The sequence below is a fragment of the Nitrosopumilus sp. K4 genome (genome assembly GCF_018128925.1).
Classification (GTDB): domain Archaea; phylum Thermoproteota; class Nitrososphaeria; order Nitrososphaerales; family Nitrosopumilaceae; genus HKST03.
Genome location: NZ_CP067007.1, coordinates 808,668 through 822,320, shown reverse-complemented (window position 1 = coordinate 822,320; position 13,653 = coordinate 808,668). Strand labels below are relative to the sequence as shown.

At 35.4% G+C, this 13,653-nt stretch carries 20 protein-coding genes; 12 read left to right on the top strand and 8 right to left on the bottom strand.

Going from position 1 to position 13,653, the window contains the following annotated elements; genetic code table 11:
* Positions 1-222 (bottom strand): DUF504 domain-containing protein, encoded by a 222-nt coding sequence (locus NsoK4_RS04990; RefSeq protein ID WP_211688733.1) that lies wholly within the window; start codon positions 220-222, stop codon positions 1-3.
* A 143-nt stretch (positions 223-365) separates the two neighbouring features.
* On the opposite strand from NsoK4_RS04990, the gene NsoK4_RS04985 reads away from it, so the two are divergent.
* From NsoK4_RS04985 to NsoK4_RS04970, 4 genes are read left to right on the top strand one after another with little or no spacing between them, the layout of a single operon-like run.
* A complete protein-coding gene (locus NsoK4_RS04985; protein ID WP_211688730.1) occupies positions 366-572 on the top strand; it encodes a hypothetical protein in 207 nt (68 codons plus the stop codon).
* Positions 573-614: 42 nt separating this feature from the next.
* Entirely contained in the window at positions 615-965 is a 351-nt protein-coding gene (locus NsoK4_RS04980) for a DUF6659 family protein (protein ID WP_211688728.1), read from the top strand.
* A 34-nt stretch (positions 966-999) separates the two neighbouring features.
* Entirely contained in the window at positions 1,000-1,695 is a 696-nt protein-coding gene (locus tag NsoK4_RS04975) for a phosphoglycolate phosphatase (protein WP_211688726.1), read from the top strand.
* 3 nt (positions 1,696-1,698) lie between these two features.
* Positions 1,699-3,585 carry an arginine--tRNA ligase gene (locus NsoK4_RS04970; RefSeq protein WP_211688724.1) on the top strand — a complete coding sequence of 629 codons (1,887 nt, stop codon included), beginning with the start codon at positions 1,699-1,701 and terminating at the stop codon, positions 3,583-3,585.
* A 109-nt stretch (positions 3,586-3,694) separates the two neighbouring features.
* On the opposite strand, the gene NsoK4_RS04965 is transcribed toward NsoK4_RS04970, so the two are convergent.
* On the bottom strand, positions 3,695-3,898 hold the full coding sequence (locus tag NsoK4_RS04965) for a hypothetical protein (RefSeq protein ID WP_211688722.1): 204 nt from the start codon (positions 3,896-3,898) through the stop codon (positions 3,695-3,697).
* 121 nt (positions 3,899-4,019) lie between these two features.
* Here NsoK4_RS04965 and hsp20 point away from each other — a divergent pair, with 121 nt between their 5' ends.
* The 7 genes from hsp20 (at position 4,020) to NsoK4_RS04935 (ending at position 8,486) form a co-directional block, all read left to right on the top strand.
* Positions 4,020-4,517 (top strand): archaeal heat shock protein Hsp20, encoded by a 498-nt coding sequence (hsp20, locus tag NsoK4_RS04960; protein WP_211688720.1) that lies wholly within the window; start codon positions 4,020-4,022, stop codon positions 4,515-4,517.
* 12 nt (positions 4,518-4,529) lie between these two features.
* Complete coding sequence (locus NsoK4_RS10120; protein ID WP_256438687.1) at positions 4,530-4,652, top strand: hypothetical protein; 123 nt, start codon at positions 4,530-4,532, stop codon at positions 4,650-4,652.
* A 12-nt stretch (positions 4,653-4,664) separates the two neighbouring features.
* Positions 4,665-4,847, top strand: coding sequence for a hypothetical protein (locus NsoK4_RS04955; protein WP_211688718.1), 183 nt, complete (start codon positions 4,665-4,667; stop codon positions 4,845-4,847).
* Positions 4,828-5,007, top strand: a complete 180-nt coding sequence (locus tag NsoK4_RS04950) for a hypothetical protein (protein ID WP_211688717.1) — start codon at positions 4,828-4,830, stop codon at positions 5,005-5,007. Before NsoK4_RS04955 ends, NsoK4_RS04950 begins: the two co-directional genes overlap by 20 nt.
* A gap of 387 nt (positions 5,008-5,394) precedes the next feature.
* On the top strand, positions 5,395-6,213 hold the full coding sequence (locus NsoK4_RS04945) for a tRNA (adenine-N1)-methyltransferase (RefSeq protein ID WP_211688714.1): 819 nt from the start codon (positions 5,395-5,397) through the stop codon (positions 6,211-6,213).
* A gap of 52 nt (positions 6,214-6,265) precedes the next feature.
* Entirely contained in the window at positions 6,266-7,129 is an 864-nt protein-coding gene (locus tag NsoK4_RS04940; RefSeq protein ID WP_211688712.1) for an NAD(P)H-hydrate dehydratase, read from the top strand.
* A 4-nt stretch (positions 7,130-7,133) separates the two neighbouring features.
* Positions 7,134-8,486, top strand: a complete 1,353-nt coding sequence (locus tag NsoK4_RS04935) for a M20/M25/M40 family metallo-hydrolase (RefSeq protein ID WP_211688710.1) — start codon at positions 7,134-7,136, stop codon at positions 8,484-8,486.
* On the opposite strand, the gene NsoK4_RS04930 is transcribed toward NsoK4_RS04935, so the two are convergent.
* Positions 8,483-8,902, bottom strand: a complete 420-nt coding sequence (locus NsoK4_RS04930; protein WP_211688708.1) for a DoxX family protein — start codon at positions 8,900-8,902, stop codon at positions 8,483-8,485. The two genes, NsoK4_RS04935 and NsoK4_RS04930, sit on opposite strands and share 4 nt — an antisense overlap.
* 95 nt (positions 8,903-8,997) lie before the next feature.
* On the opposite strand from NsoK4_RS04930, the gene NsoK4_RS04925 reads away from it, so the two are divergent.
* Positions 8,998-9,591, top strand: a complete 594-nt coding sequence (locus NsoK4_RS04925; protein ID WP_249111182.1) for a proteasome subunit beta — start codon at positions 8,998-9,000, stop codon at positions 9,589-9,591.
* Here the strand turns inward: NsoK4_RS04925 and NsoK4_RS04920 are convergent.
* The 5 genes from NsoK4_RS04920 to NsoK4_RS04900 all read right to left on the bottom strand — a co-directional run bounded on the left by NsoK4_RS04920 (position 9,588) and on the right by NsoK4_RS04900 (position 13,566).
* Positions 9,588-10,064, bottom strand: a complete 477-nt coding sequence (locus NsoK4_RS04920; RefSeq protein WP_211688706.1) for a PUA domain-containing protein — start codon at positions 10,062-10,064, stop codon at positions 9,588-9,590. The two genes, NsoK4_RS04925 and NsoK4_RS04920, sit on opposite strands and share 4 nt — an antisense overlap.
* Entirely contained in the window at positions 10,061-11,071 is a 1,011-nt protein-coding gene (locus NsoK4_RS04915) for a homoserine dehydrogenase (RefSeq protein ID WP_211688703.1), read from the bottom strand. Before NsoK4_RS04915 ends, NsoK4_RS04920 begins: the two co-directional genes overlap by 4 nt.
* Before the next feature lie 125 nt (positions 11,072-11,196).
* Positions 11,197-11,598 (bottom strand): peptide-methionine (R)-S-oxide reductase MsrB, encoded by a 402-nt coding sequence (gene msrB, locus NsoK4_RS04910; protein WP_211688701.1) that lies wholly within the window; start codon positions 11,596-11,598, stop codon positions 11,197-11,199.
* Positions 11,599-11,629: 31 nt separating this feature from the next.
* Positions 11,630-13,249, bottom strand: coding sequence for an FAD-dependent thymidylate synthase (locus NsoK4_RS04905; protein ID WP_211688699.1), 1,620 nt, complete (start codon positions 13,247-13,249; stop codon positions 11,630-11,632).
* Between the two features lie 32 nt (positions 13,250-13,281).
* Positions 13,282-13,566: a hypothetical protein gene (locus NsoK4_RS04900; protein WP_211688697.1), complete on the bottom strand. Its 285-nt coding sequence runs from the start codon at positions 13,564-13,566 to the stop codon at positions 13,282-13,284.
* Positions 13,567-13,653: the final 87 nt, after the last annotated feature.

The following is a 13,653-nucleotide window of genomic DNA, read 5'->3' as shown; positions in this document are numbered from 1 at the left end:
CTATTCTACCTCTTTTTTCTTTTCAAATAAAACGGTATCATTCCTTTCAATTTTTTCTATTCTCGAAATAGGAATTGTTTGAAAATTATCTGATTCTTTGATAAAATTTGGTAGTGTTGTCTCTGTTATTCTTTCAAAATCCCTGTAGTAAATTTTGTACTCGCTTGGATTGTCTGCAAATTGTGCCTTACTGAAAATTTCCTCGATGACTCCTTTTTTCATATCTTGTATGAATACTGCATCAATTTTAGGCAATAACTATTCTGATAAAAGATATGTTCTACAATGTTTTTTTGAATTATGTGTCTGCAAACAATATTTCTGATAATGATTTATCAAAACTATGTGATTATGTGGAGAATGTATTGGAAGATATTGTCATTCAGTTTCGCGGTCAGTTTTTTGAAGAGGGTATGGAGAGTAAACTACGTGCACAATATGAGTCTCGTTTGTCGATCATGATTGCAAAGAAAGGGGGCAATTTTGAAAAATTGTCTGCTGAACAGCAAAAATTTATTCAAAGTAGAGTTAATCTGGCTCTTGACCTTTTCAAAAAAGAATATGAGTCGTGATTGATACAAAATTTTCTAATATTAGCCTAGACGATTAGGATCATGGATTTTGAAAAATTATGCAAAGATGTCATGTCTTTGGATTCTAAAATTCGCTTTTCCATGGCGGTGGTTGAAGGAAAACAAAAGTTTGGAGGTTATAGATTTGACACTGTCGGAATTCTGGATTCTGATGAACTAGAAAAATCCATCTGGTATGCCTTTGAACGAATGGAAGGCAGGCAAATGCAAGAGCACAAACTTGGAAAGATAAAATATGCTCTTGCTGAATATGAGAATGTAAAGAGAGTTACATTTCCCTTAGAACAAAAAACAATGCTTCTTGTAAGTATGGATACCGATTCCAATCATGATGAAATAATCAAAAAAATTCTTCACTTAATCCATGCTTAGTAGCAATTATTATTCGGATTAATTGAGAAATTCTGTGAAACCTAAAACATTTGCTGTAGATATTGATGGAACGATCACTGAAAATGGTGGCGGTAGAATTAATCTTGATGCTCTTGCTGCTCTTAGACACCTCAAAAACATGGGTCATAATGTGATCTTTGTAACAGGCCGCTCCTCAATTGAAGGGTTTCTTTTGTCTGTATTTGGTGGAACAACTAAAATCGCTGTTGGCGAAAATGGTGGATGTATAACTCTTGATTCTTATGATCATGTCAAACTAGGAGATATCACAAAATGCCAAGAAGCGTTTCAAATAATTAGAAAAGAAATTGATAATGTTATCGAAAAACCTGTATTTCCAAGGATGACAGAAGTTGTTTTAGAAAGAACATTTGATTTAGATTTTGCAAAAAAGATTGTTGATGAAAAAAACCTAGATGTTGTTTTATCTGACAGCCAATATGCATTTCACATAAACTCTGCAGGTATTGATAAGGGATTTGGATTTACTGAAATTATGAAGCGCCTTTCTATTTCAAAAGATGATGTGATTGCAATTGGTGATAGTGCAACTGATGTTCCGTTATTCAAAGTTGCCAAAACAAGCATTGCGCTTGGAAATGCATCAGAAGATGTTCAATCTGAGGCTACTATGGTCGTGTCTGCTAAGGCTGGAGATGGAGTTTTAGAAGCACTAGATAAATTAGCACCAAAATTATCGGAGATATAGCAAATGTCGTTTAAATCTCTTATTGATGAAATTGAAAATAATCTAAAGAAAATACTAGAGGATCTGTCTCAATCAGACATTCCTTTTTCTGTGGAGCCTGCAAAACCTGGTTTTGGCGATGCCAGTTCTAATGTTTCTTTTTTACTTGCAAAACGACTCAAACAAAGCCCTAAGGAAATTGCAGAAATGTTGTCTGAAAAATACGAAAAATGCCAAAACACACTTGTTTTAAAATCAGAAGCACATACGTCTGGATATCTTAACTTTTTTGCAGACTGGAAAAAACTCAGCCAACTGATTTTATCTGAATCTGTCTTGCCCGAATTTGGTGAAATTGATCTTGGAAAAAATTCTACAATTGTTGTAGAACACACCAGTGTAAATCCAAACAAAGCTCTGCATATTGGCCATATTCGAAATATCATTATTGGTGACACTGTGTCTAGAATTTTAGACAAATCTCATTACCATGTAAATGTTCTAAATTACATTGATGATTCTGGATTACAAGTTGCTGATATTATAGTTGGCTTTAGACACTTTGGATTTGATCAAGATCCTCCAAATGATAAAAAATTTGATCATTATTGTGGTGATGATGTTTATGTTAAAACTACTGAAAAATACGAAACAGATCCTAGTTTGGAAGAAATAAGAAAAAATACTCTAAAAGAACTTGAAGAGGGTGACTCTGATACTGCAAAGTTTGCTGATGTGATTACAAGACGTGTATTGTCCGCACAACTAGAAACCTGCTGGAACCTAGGAATCTCTTATGATTGCTTGAACTTTGAATCTCAAATTATTCGTTCTGGATTATGGAGTAAAATCTTTGAAAAACTCAAAGAAATGGGAATGATCGAATTTGAAAAAGAGGGGAAAAATTCTGGTTGTTGGGTGATTAGAGGAGAGGGAAAAGAAGAAGATAAAGTAATTGTGCGCAGTAATGGTACTGCTACATACATTGCAAAAGACATTCCCTATGCTGCATGGAAACTTGGTCTTGTAGATGATCCATTTAATTATGAAAAATATGAAAAAAACCAACCCTCTGGAAGACAGTTGTGGCAAACTACGTTGAATTCCTCTACAGAGCCAAAACAGAATTTTTCAGGACAGAAAGTTATCACTGTAATTGATTCTAGACAAGCGCGGTTACAAAAAATCATCACCTCGTTGATGGCCAAATTCAAATCTGTTGATGATGCATATGTTCATCTTGGATACGAATCTGTAACTCTTAGTGCAGATACTGCAAAAACTTTGGGATTGGAAACTGATGGAAAACAAGCTCAAATGTCTGGCCGAAAAGGCTTGTATGTAAATGCAGATTCTGTTTATGAATTATTGAAAAACAAAACAATTGAGGAAACAAAAAAGAGACATCCGGAAATGTCTAATGAAGACATAGAAAAAATCGCCCACCAGGTTTCTGTTGGAACGCTTCGCTATGAAATGATAAAACAAGATCTTGATAAAATTATTGCATTTGATTTGACCAAATCTCTTAGTTTGGAAGGTGATACTGCTCCATACATACAGTATACCCATGCAAGATCTGCAAGAATTATTGAGAAATCTGGAAGAACTCCTTCCATTGATGTTGATTATGGTTTGCTGAATGAAAAATCAGAACTGGATTTGATTAGGGGAATTGGTTTGTTTGATATCCAAGTTCGTGATGCTGCAAAGAACCTTTCTCCAAAAGTGATTGCAAGATATTGTCATGATTTGGCAGTGTCATTCAATTCATTTTATGAACATGTGCATGTTTTGGATTTGGGTGATGAGAAATTAGAAGATTCTAGATTGTGTCTGGTTAATGCATTCAAATCTGCAATTGAAAAATCACTTGACTTGCTAGGTATTTCTGCACCTGATAAGATGTAATGTCCCAGAGAGTGCACTGCACGAATGCTGGCTGTCTCTCTGGGCTGTTGGCGTGCAAACCAATCATTTTGGTTGATTTTTGACACGCCATAAATGTATCTTCAAAAAATTATCTTGATTCTATGAAAATCACATTGACTAGATCATCATTACTTCTTTTTGTTACAGTGTCTCTGTTTGCATTGTGGTGGTTTTGTAAGTGTGCTTTTCTTGTTTTAATTCCATAATTTCTGCACAACCTGCAAAAATATGTAACCTGTCTTGCTTCTCTTGGTTTTGCATGTTGTTCGTTTACTAATACTGCATGTTGCATGCTTGTCGATGCAATTTTTGATATTTTAATCTTGTCATAAATATGACATACAGTCAAATATAGACAATTAATGAAAAAATTTTAAATATTGTAAGATACATTACATACACTTGGTGATAATATGTGGTTTGATGACCAATTCGAAAAAACATTTCGAAGATTGTCTGACCGCTTTTTTAATTCGGGCGACGTCTTCGAATATCCATTTGGAGGCCAAGTCCAATCTTATGGACCATATTATTATGGCTATGAAATGACTGTGGGGCCTGATGGGAAACCCCATGTTAGAGAATGGGGAAATACAAAACCTACTACTGCGCTAACAGAGACGGGCACAAGAGAACCATACGTTGATGAAACAATCAACGAAAAAGAACAACTGCTCAAACTAGTGACAGAAATGCCAGGAATTGAAAAGTCTGACATATCTGTAAACATTGCAGACAACACTGTTTCTATCTCTGCTACTAGAGGAGACAGAAAGTACAGTGCCAAGGTTCCACTCAAGTACAAAGTAGATGAAAACTCTGCAAAAGCAAAATACACAAACGGAATACTTGAACTGACACTCAAGCTTGCCGAAGAGAAACCAAAAGGCAAGGTAGTGTCAGTTGAATAGGAGGTGTCTGAGATGAAAGAGTATACGTCTCTATCTAGCCTGAAAAACTCTATCAAATCCTCCTTTGATAAGATTTCTTCAATATCTGAAGAACTTCCAAACAAATGGAGGATTGGTAGAAGAAACTTTCCTTGAGGTGATGCAAAAATGAAGACGCAAAGTACATGGAACAAGTATGTGCATGCTCCATTCAAAAAAGTGGTTGCCTTTGATCTTCTTTGCATGGCAATGGGAATGCCAATAGGTGCAGGACTTGCAACTGCATTTTTGACAGGAGATATCTACAAGTTAATTCCATGGGTGATGGAAAATGCCAGACACCTTATGTAGGCGATGCGGTGGGGACTTGGATTCCCACCTACTTTGTCCTCAATGCCGTCAACCAATGCAAATGATTTGTACTAAATGCGCCAAAACTACTGAAGTCCAATTCCATAGTGGATGTCTGTATGGTGATGTCCTGTGTCATACAGTAGCAGCTCTTGCATGAATCAAAGAACAGATGACTCAAAAAGTGGGGAGACTTTTTCCTCCCCTCATACACCTACTTGCTATGTGGGATTGTGTCATAGGTGCTATACCAGTGGGACTGCAGTATCTGTGAGCAAATTTGATGAGATACTGTGTGAAAAGTGCTTAAATCAGTCAAAAAATAGGATTAATGGCTATGGCCACAACCACATGAATGATCTTCATGACCGTGGGATTCTTTAGGTGCACATTTGGAACATTTGTCTGAACCCATTGGGGAAAAGAAACTGATGCCACATGAAACACATTTCATATTTGCCATAATGTTGAACTTTTCTTACTGTATTTATTGAATTCGTATCTATAAAACCAGTAGATTCTTATCTAAAATTTTTTGGGAGCAAACATGGAAAAGATCAAACAAAATTCTCCTGTTTTGTTTTATTATAATCAATCAAAAAAATGGCTAGTCAAAATATCAAAAAAAGAATCTCTTCACACTCACATTGGTGTTCTAAAACATGCTGATGCAATAGGAAAAGAATACGGTTCTAGACTGACAACAAACAAAGACAAGTATGTCTATCTTTTGAAGCCAACCATCTACGACTACATAATGAAAATTCAACATGGGACTCAAATTGTATATCCCAAAGACATTGGATACATAATTGCACGAGCTGGCATTACAAGCGGTCAAAAGATTTTAGAAATTGGAACTGGCAGTGCATCACTTACTTCTTTTGTTGCAAGTGTTGTAAAACCAAGGGGTCATGTCTACACGTTTGATGTTGATGAAAAGTTTATGAAAATTGCAGAAAAAAATCTCAAAAAAGCTGGAGTATCAAAATATGTTACTCAGGAAAAATTAGATTTGAAAACTGCAAAGAAACTTCCTATGGATGATGCAGATGTTGCATTAATTGATTTGGGGGATCCTTGGACCGTAATTCCACAAGTTAGAAAAATGCTAAAGGGAAGCGGTGCCATTTTTGCAATATGTCCTACAATGAATCAACTTGAAAAATTAACTCAGTCTCTGGTTGAAAATGAATTTACTGACATTGAATCAACTGAGCATATTTTGAGAACTATTGAAGCACGAGAAGGAAAGACACGACACTCTTTTCAAGGTATTGGACACACAACATACCTTTGTTATGCCCGAAAGGCATTTTTTGAACGAGAAAAACCAAAGAAGAGAAAAAAATCTACTGATAAATAACCTCCAAATTCACTAAAACAAGATTTATTCCTCTTTGTTTAAGACAATTTGTATGGCAGGCAAACCACTGACACTTTCTTTAGTAAAAAAATTCATCCCTTCTAGAAAGGCAAAATCCAGAAAAGGTGAAAACGGCATTGTTTTGATAGTTGGAGGAAGTTACATCTATCATGGCGCACCTATTTTGTCTTCTATTGCAGCCCTTAGATGTGGCACTGACCTAGTCTACACTGCTGTTCCAAAAATCAATGTTTCAGCAACTCGCTCTGTATCTCCAAACCTAATTGTCATTCCATTAGTTGATCAAAAATTAACTCGTGGCGCTGTAAACAAACTGATTGGTGCATTGCCAAGAAACTTGGATTCTGCAACAATTGGAATGGGATTGGCAGTTCAAGACAAAAACGCATTACTTCTTTTGATTCAATCTCTTTTAGACAGAGATGTTAGATTGTCTTTGGATGCAAGTGCTTTAATTCCTGAAGTCTTACCCCTGTTGGCAGACAAGAATGTAGTTGTGACCCCTCATGCTGGTGAATTCAAACGACTATTTGGAATTGCTCCTCCAAATTCAAAAAAAGAAAGAATTTCTTTGGTAGAAAAATGTGCAAAAGAAAATGGAATTACTGTTTTACTAAAAGGCGCAACTGATGTTATTTCAGATGGGAAGACCACTTTTCTAAATGAGAAAAAAACCCCTGGAATGACTGTTGGTGGAACTGGAGATGTTCTATCTGGATTGGTGGCAGGCATGTTGTCAAAAAATCGCAAACCCTTGGAGTCTGCAGCAGCAGCTACTTTTATCAATGGATTGGCAGGAAAAGCAACTCAAAAAAAACTTGGTTTACACATGACGTCTATGGACCTTTTAGAAAACCTCGCATCTGTTATGAAACCCTTTGATAAAATAGTGTGATTAAATGAAACCGCTAACACATGTAGACTCTAATATGAAGAATCTTGTTTCAGATCTTCAAGTCTTAATTAGGCAACCAAGTGTTTCTGCAAAAAATGAAGGAATCGAAGAATGTGCAAAACTAGTAAAAAAATTACTGCAAAAATCTGGAATTAAATCTGAAATTTTACGTTTGAAAAAGAATGTGGCTCCTGTTGTTTACGGTGAAATCAAATCAAAATCAAATCCATCTAAGACCTTACTCTTTTACAATCATTATGATGTACAACCAGCTGAGCCTTTTGAGTTATGGGATGATCCCCCTTTTAGTGGAAAGGTAAAGGGAAACAAGATTTTTGGACGTGGCTCATCTGATGACAAAGGAGAATTAATCACTAGAATCAAGGCTGTTGAGGCATTTTTGAAAACTACTGGTGATGTTCCATGCAATATCAAATTTGTAATTGAAGGAGAAGAAGAAACAGGTAGTGCACACATTGAAGATTATCTAAAAAAATACAAAAAGAAATTCTCATGTGATGGTGTTATCTGGGAGTTTGGTTATGTTGATTCAAAGAATAGACCTATTGTTGGTCTTGGAATGAAAGGGCTGTTATTTGTAGAATTATCTGTGACTGAATCAATCCGTGATGCTCATTCCAGTTTGGCAGTATTGATCAAAAATCCTGCTTGGCGATTGATTGAAGCCCTAAAAACAATCAGAGGAGATGATGGAAAAATCCTCATCAAAGATTGGTACAAAGATGTTGCTCCTTTATCTAAAAAAGATCTTCAAATCATTTCAAAGGAGCCTTTTGATGAACATTCATTCAAAAAAGAATTTGGAATTAAATCCTTTGTTGGAAATAAACATGGGTTAGAAGCCAAAAAGGCTCTAGTTGGCGGTGCCACATGCAACATTGCCGGTTTTGTTTCTGGATATACTGGAGAAGGTGCAAAAACAGTTCTTCCTGGCAAGGCTCTGGTAAAAATTGATTTTAGATTGGTCCCAAAGATGAATCCAAAAAAACAGGTGGAGCGACTAGAGAAACATTTGAAATCTCAGGGATTTTCTGATGTCAATATCAAAGTTTTTCATGGTGAGGCAGCAGCAAGAACTAATCCATCTGATCCATTTGTAACAAATGTAAGAGAAGCAGCAGACGAATCCTATGGAAAATCTATTCTTAACGTTTCAAATGCCGGAACTGGTCCTATGTTTTCCTTTATTGATGTACTAAAGGCACCGTGCATTTCCATAGGAAGCACATACATGTTTTCAAGAATTCATTCTCCAAATGAATTTACTCGAATTGATTTGCTCAAAAAAACTACAAAATGTATTTGCTTGATAATGGAAAAATTTGGAAACTCTTAATGAAGACATCTTGGTAGTTTCTTTACGATATGAGATAATGATACTCTGCCTGGACCTCCTGCAATAATTACAAGACATGCAGCAAGTAAAATCAAGTCAATTCTGTATCCTCCATCCCCTGTTAGGCTTTGAGCTTCCTTGACTAGGAAAATTGCCCCTAGCATGATTATTGATAACAATGATGCAGAGATTCTACTCAAAACCCCGATAATCAAAAGAATCCCTGGCACAATTTCTGCAAGTGCAATGAGAATGTGCATCTCTGCTGGTAATCCGATGTTGCTCAAGAAACCTCCAAATCCTGGATTGCCTAACTTTGACATGCCTGCAACAATAAAGATTACACCAATTGATGATCTTAATCCCATAAACGAAATGTCTACTAAACTCTTTTTACTAATCTCGCTAGTAGCCATCGATAACTGAGATTTTTTTTAGTATAACTATTTTTCTTATTATTTTTCAACAGAATGTAGAAAGCCCTTTATTATGCTGTGAAATGATTTGAGATATGTCTATGTACATGCCAGGTGCAACGGCTGTAGGGATTACTTTTGACGGCGGAATTGTACTTGCCAGTGAAAAAAGGATCGCATTTGGAAATTTCCTTGTAAGTAAGTCTTCGAAGAAAACTTTCCCAATAACACCCAAAGTTGGTGCAACTTGTGCTGGTCTTGTAGCAGACATGCAAATTTTATCATTGCAAATTGCAGCATTGGCAAAAATTAGAAAGATGGAACTCAAAAGAGATGTTCCTCCAAATACTGTTGCCAAGATGATGTCAAACATGATGTATGAAAGAAGATTTTTCCCTCTTTTGACTCAGGTAATAGTGGGTGGAGTAGTTGGCAAACCTATCATGTATACTTTGGATCCGTTAGGCTCTGTCCTACCTGATGAATATGCTGCAGTTGGAACTGGCGCTGAAATGGCACTTGGTGTTTTGGATCCTCAGTTCAAACCAAACATGACAAAAGAAGAAGCAATTGATTTGGCAAAAAAGGCAGTACGTGCAGCAGCATTAAGAGATTCTGCAAGCGGTGATGGACTCGACATTCTTGTAATTACAGAGCAAGGAACTGAAGAGTTTACTGAAAAAATTTAATCATAAATTGTTTTTCCAATCTCCCAGAATTTATCTGAGATGTAATGAAGGTTTTTTATCACTTCACCTTTTTCCATATTTTCCAATTCATCACTAGAAACAAGCGCTTTTCCAACTGCTAAAAATTTATGTTGTGATTCTTCAACTATGCATACAATTTTATCTTTTTGGAACTCTGAGTTATTTTTAATTCCTGGCCTCATGACATTTGCTCCCTTACACATGAATTTTACAGCTCCCATGTCTACCATAACATATGGAAATTTTTCCAAAGTGTCCGTTTCTGATAAGAATGGGAGATAATCTTCTTCTGTTTTTAGTATTTTGATTCCATTTCCTGTGATAATTTGTGCATCATCTGTTATTTGATGAACTTTGAGATTTTTTATTTTTGGAAATTCAACCCCCCATTTGTCTGACACCTCTTTTAATAATGCAGATGTCTCACTTTTTGAAATTAGATTTGATTTCAACTTCTTGCAATCTCTTGTCTGATGTCTAGCAAGTCTCGTAGGATTGAACTGGCCGTCTCTATTCCTCCTGCTCCTCTTCCAATAATTGTCTGTGTTCCTGAATGCTCTGATGTAAATGCAATTGCATTTAGTGTTCCATTAACGCAAAGTGGATCATCTACTGATACTTCTATTGGTGCTACTTCTAATTCCTTATTGCATGATGCAATTAGTTTTACCGCACATTTGTTTTTTGTAGCTTTTTCGATATCTTCTGTAGTCACTTTTCTAATTCCAGTGCACTTTATGTCTGGCATTGTGACTTTCAAATCCATAACCCAATTTGCAAGAATTACTAGTTTTGCAGCAGCATCTAATCCGTCTAAATCTAGTGATTCATCTGCTTCTACGTACCCTTTATTTTTGGCGTCTTTGAGTGCCTCCTCAAATGACAGGCCATTTGCCATGTTTGTTAAAATATAATTTGTCGTTCCATTTAGGATTCCTGCAAATGATGTAATTCTTTCTCCTTTTAAGCTGTTTTTTGCATAGTTTAGAATTGGAGTTCCTCCCCCAACAGTCCCGCTAAACTTGAACATTACCTGATTGTATGTTGCCAATTCCATGAGTGATGGAAATGCTAAGGCTAGCGGTCCTTTGTTGACTGAAATTACATGCATTCTGTGTTTCATTGCATTTGTGATGTGTGTCATTCCAGGTTCTGCATCTTTGTAGTTGCTTGCTGTGGTCTCAATTAACACATCTGCTTCAAGGTTTTTTATCATGTCTATTCCAGACCAGTTGTTTTTTGTTTTTGCATAGTTTTTTACAGTTCCAGTGTCTTTTTTTACAGAGATTAATTTCTCCAAGTCTAATCCTGATTGATCAACTGCACTTCCTTTACTATCAAAAACCCCTACTACTCTTGGCTTTAGACCGTATTTTGCATAGAGGTCTTCAGATCTTGAAACAAACAATTTAACTAAACTTTGGCCAACAACACCAAATCCACAAAGTATTATTCTCAAATTCCTTCTTTCCTTTCTGATTTGTAATTATTGCTCATTTAATTCACTCTTTGATTTTCTTATCATTAATTGCGTTTTATTAATAATTTTTGAATGCTGTCTGAATCTTTCCCATCGTTTTGTGTCTATTGCTTGTCTTTACTCAAATCCAATGAAACAGAGTTGATACAATACCTTTGATTAGTTGGTTTTGGACCGTCATCAAAAACATGTCCTAAATGCGCTCCGCATTTGTTGCAGTTTACTTCTGTTCTTACCATTCCACAAGACGTATCTGATACATATTCTATCTTTTCATCTGCTATTGGCTGCCAAAAACTTGGCCAACCTGATCCAGAATCAAATTTTGTATCTGATTTGAATAATTCTTCTCCACAACACACACATTTGTATACGCCGTTCTCTTTACTATCACAATACTTTCCACTAAATGGTGGCTCTGTTCCCTTGTTGATGCATATCTCATACTGCTCTGGTGTGAGTACCTTCTTCCATTCTTCACGTGTTTTTGAAATTCTATCTGTCATGATATGGTTTGTTCGTGATGATATTAGAAGATTATCTATTTAGCTTTTTTCTTTTTTCTTCAGTTCTTTTTTCTGATTCAAATCTTTCAAGATCATACTCTTTCATGTCTGCAAATTTTATGATCTTAGATAGCTTTGGATGTACTCTGTTGATTTCTTTGAACATTTGCTGTGCCACCCTTCTATAATCAATATGTCCTTGAGGAACAGTTCTTAATTCTATAAGATGACATGCTTCTCGCAAATTAAATTTCATAAAATACTGATAATTGTATGCAAAGTTAACAACGTATTGGGATTGTTCGGGAAATTTTGTTCTCATCTTATCAAATGTTTCTTTTGTTTTTGCCATGCACTCTTTGTAATCTTTGTCAATTCCTAAAATTTTGATTTCCTCTGGCATGTTGTATCCATGGTCTGTTGTTAGGAGTTGCCTTTCTAGTGTTAATGCCCTATGTCTGTGAAAGTCTCTGAACATTCCAAAGTTATTTAATAAATCAAATGTATAGTATGCACTTTCAAATGCTCTAGGTGGCCTGTGCCTGCGATTTTTTCTTAATGTTACAAACGAATTGATGATTTTTTCCTTGTTTTGAATTGACATCTTTTTTACTTGTTGCAAAATATTGTGGTAGGATGTGCTTGGTGATTGCTCATACATTATACTTGTGACAATCTTGTCAAGTGCGTTTTTTTCTGATTCGTAATCTACAAGCTTTGTATGTGCCCCTGTGATGATTTTTGGTTTGATTTGTTTTTGTACAATCTTTTTTGAAGTCTTTTTGATGTCTTTGAGATATTTCTGTAATGCTTTTCCATATTTGTCATCGGCTCTTCGCACAAATGATTTGATTGTGGTGTCTAACTCTTTTTTGATTTTTGAGGCTAACTCTTGCTCTTCTTTAAGCTCAGATGAGCCTAAAACTGTGAGCAAATATTCAAAGGCTCTGCCGTTTCCTGTAATACCTACGTTTGTAAGAGTTGAAGCTGGTAAAAGTCCTCTCAGAATATCTAATGCTTTGGCTTTTGTAGATCCTTTGTAAATCATGTTTGCAGATTTGATATCTTTTTCATTTTTTAATTTTGAAAATGATTTTTCTTTACCGTCTCTGGAATCTTTGAAAGTATATTTTTCAATAGGGTATTTTTCTCTTACATAATTTATCATTGGCTCGATGTTTCTTGAATAAACATCAAATGAAAAATTACATGTATCTAAATACAAATCTGCAAATTTTGAATTCATAATTTGTGGATCTCTGTAAAATCTGTACTTACCATTAATTTTTTTATTCCATGCAACGTATCTTGATGATTTTTCTAAATATGATAATCCTATCCGTCTATCTTCGATTTTTTTTACTGCAATGTTTGATAATCCTTCTATTGCGATTTGGGCTTCGCCTAACTCTGCAACTGAATCATCTCCGTACTCTAAAAGCACTCTGTTGTAAAATTCCTCACCGCGGTTTTTATTTTGTAAAAATTCATCTAAGAAAATTCGTCGCATGCTCTTGTCTGTCCGACTGTATCTTGACATGAGAGCTCCTCGATCAACTTGTTGTGGGGTTATTATTGCAAATACGTCTCCGTCTGTATTTGAAAAGTGATCTGATAGAATCTTTTTTTCTTTATCTGAAAACTCTGACAATGACTTTTACATTATTCCCAATTATTAATAGTCTATTTCTTTTTTCCAATTTGAATTAGATCGGGTGATTGGTTTTTTTCATTTCCTTTAGCCTGCCATCTTAGCAAGACTTCTTTGAATGCATTTGCATCTGCTTCATTTTCTGTGTACATCAATGCAGTTACCCATCTTCCTTTTCCAGCTTTTCCTCCGACTGAATTCATCCAAAAATTACTTGGAAGTGTTTCCATCGCTTTATTGTTTGGTTCCTTTGTAATGTCAATCCATCTTTTTGAGACAAAGTACAAAATTTGTTCTAGTTCTTCACGCTGAATCATGCTATTGTTTTTTTCTCATAGGATTTTAAAATTTCTCAATCAATCTGTGATTTTTAGTTGGTAAAAATAATCTTACTAAAACTAGAA

Bases quoted from the DNA above. Each gene is read 5' to 3' on its own strand.
- NsoK4_RS04990 (WP_211688733.1), bottom strand. From the start codon at position 222: ATGAAAAAAGGAGTCATCGAGGAAATTTTCAGTAAGGCACAATTTGCA.
- NsoK4_RS04980 (WP_211688728.1), top strand. From the start codon at position 615: ATGGATTTTGAAAAATTATGCAAAGATGTCATGTCTTTGGATTCTAAA.
- NsoK4_RS04970 (WP_211688724.1), top strand. From the start codon at position 1,699: ATGTCGTTTAAATCTCTTATTGATGAAATTGAAAATAATCTAAAGAAA.
- NsoK4_RS04965 (WP_211688722.1), bottom strand. From the start codon at position 3,898: ATGCAACATGCAGTATTAGTAAACGAACAACATGCAAAACCAAGAGAA.
- hsp20 (WP_211688720.1), top strand. From the start codon at position 4,020: ATGTGGTTTGATGACCAATTCGAAAAAACATTTCGAAGATTGTCTGAC.
- NsoK4_RS10120 (WP_256438687.1), top strand. From the start codon at position 4,530: ATGAAAGAGTATACGTCTCTATCTAGCCTGAAAAACTCTATCAAATCC.
- NsoK4_RS04955 (WP_211688718.1), top strand. From the start codon at position 4,665: ATGAAGACGCAAAGTACATGGAACAAGTATGTGCATGCTCCATTCAAA.
- NsoK4_RS04950 (WP_211688717.1), top strand. From the start codon at position 4,828: ATGCCAGACACCTTATGTAGGCGATGCGGTGGGGACTTGGATTCCCAC.
- NsoK4_RS04945 (WP_211688714.1), top strand. From the start codon at position 5,395: ATGGAAAAGATCAAACAAAATTCTCCTGTTTTGTTTTATTATAATCAA.
- NsoK4_RS04940 (WP_211688712.1), top strand. From the start codon at position 6,266: ATGGCAGGCAAACCACTGACACTTTCTTTAGTAAAAAAATTCATCCCT.
- NsoK4_RS04935 (WP_211688710.1), top strand. From the start codon at position 7,134: ATGAAACCGCTAACACATGTAGACTCTAATATGAAGAATCTTGTTTCA.
- NsoK4_RS04930 (WP_211688708.1), bottom strand. From the start codon at position 8,902: ATGGCTACTAGCGAGATTAGTAAAAAGAGTTTAGTAGACATTTCGTTT.
- NsoK4_RS04925 (WP_249111182.1), top strand. From the start codon at position 8,998: ATGTCTATGTACATGCCAGGTGCAACGGCTGTAGGGATTACTTTTGAC.
- msrB (WP_211688701.1), bottom strand. From the start codon at position 11,598: ATGACAGATAGAATTTCAAAAACACGTGAAGAATGGAAGAAGGTACTC.
- NsoK4_RS04900 (WP_211688697.1), bottom strand. From the start codon at position 13,566: ATGATTCAGCGTGAAGAACTAGAACAAATTTTGTACTTTGTCTCAAAA.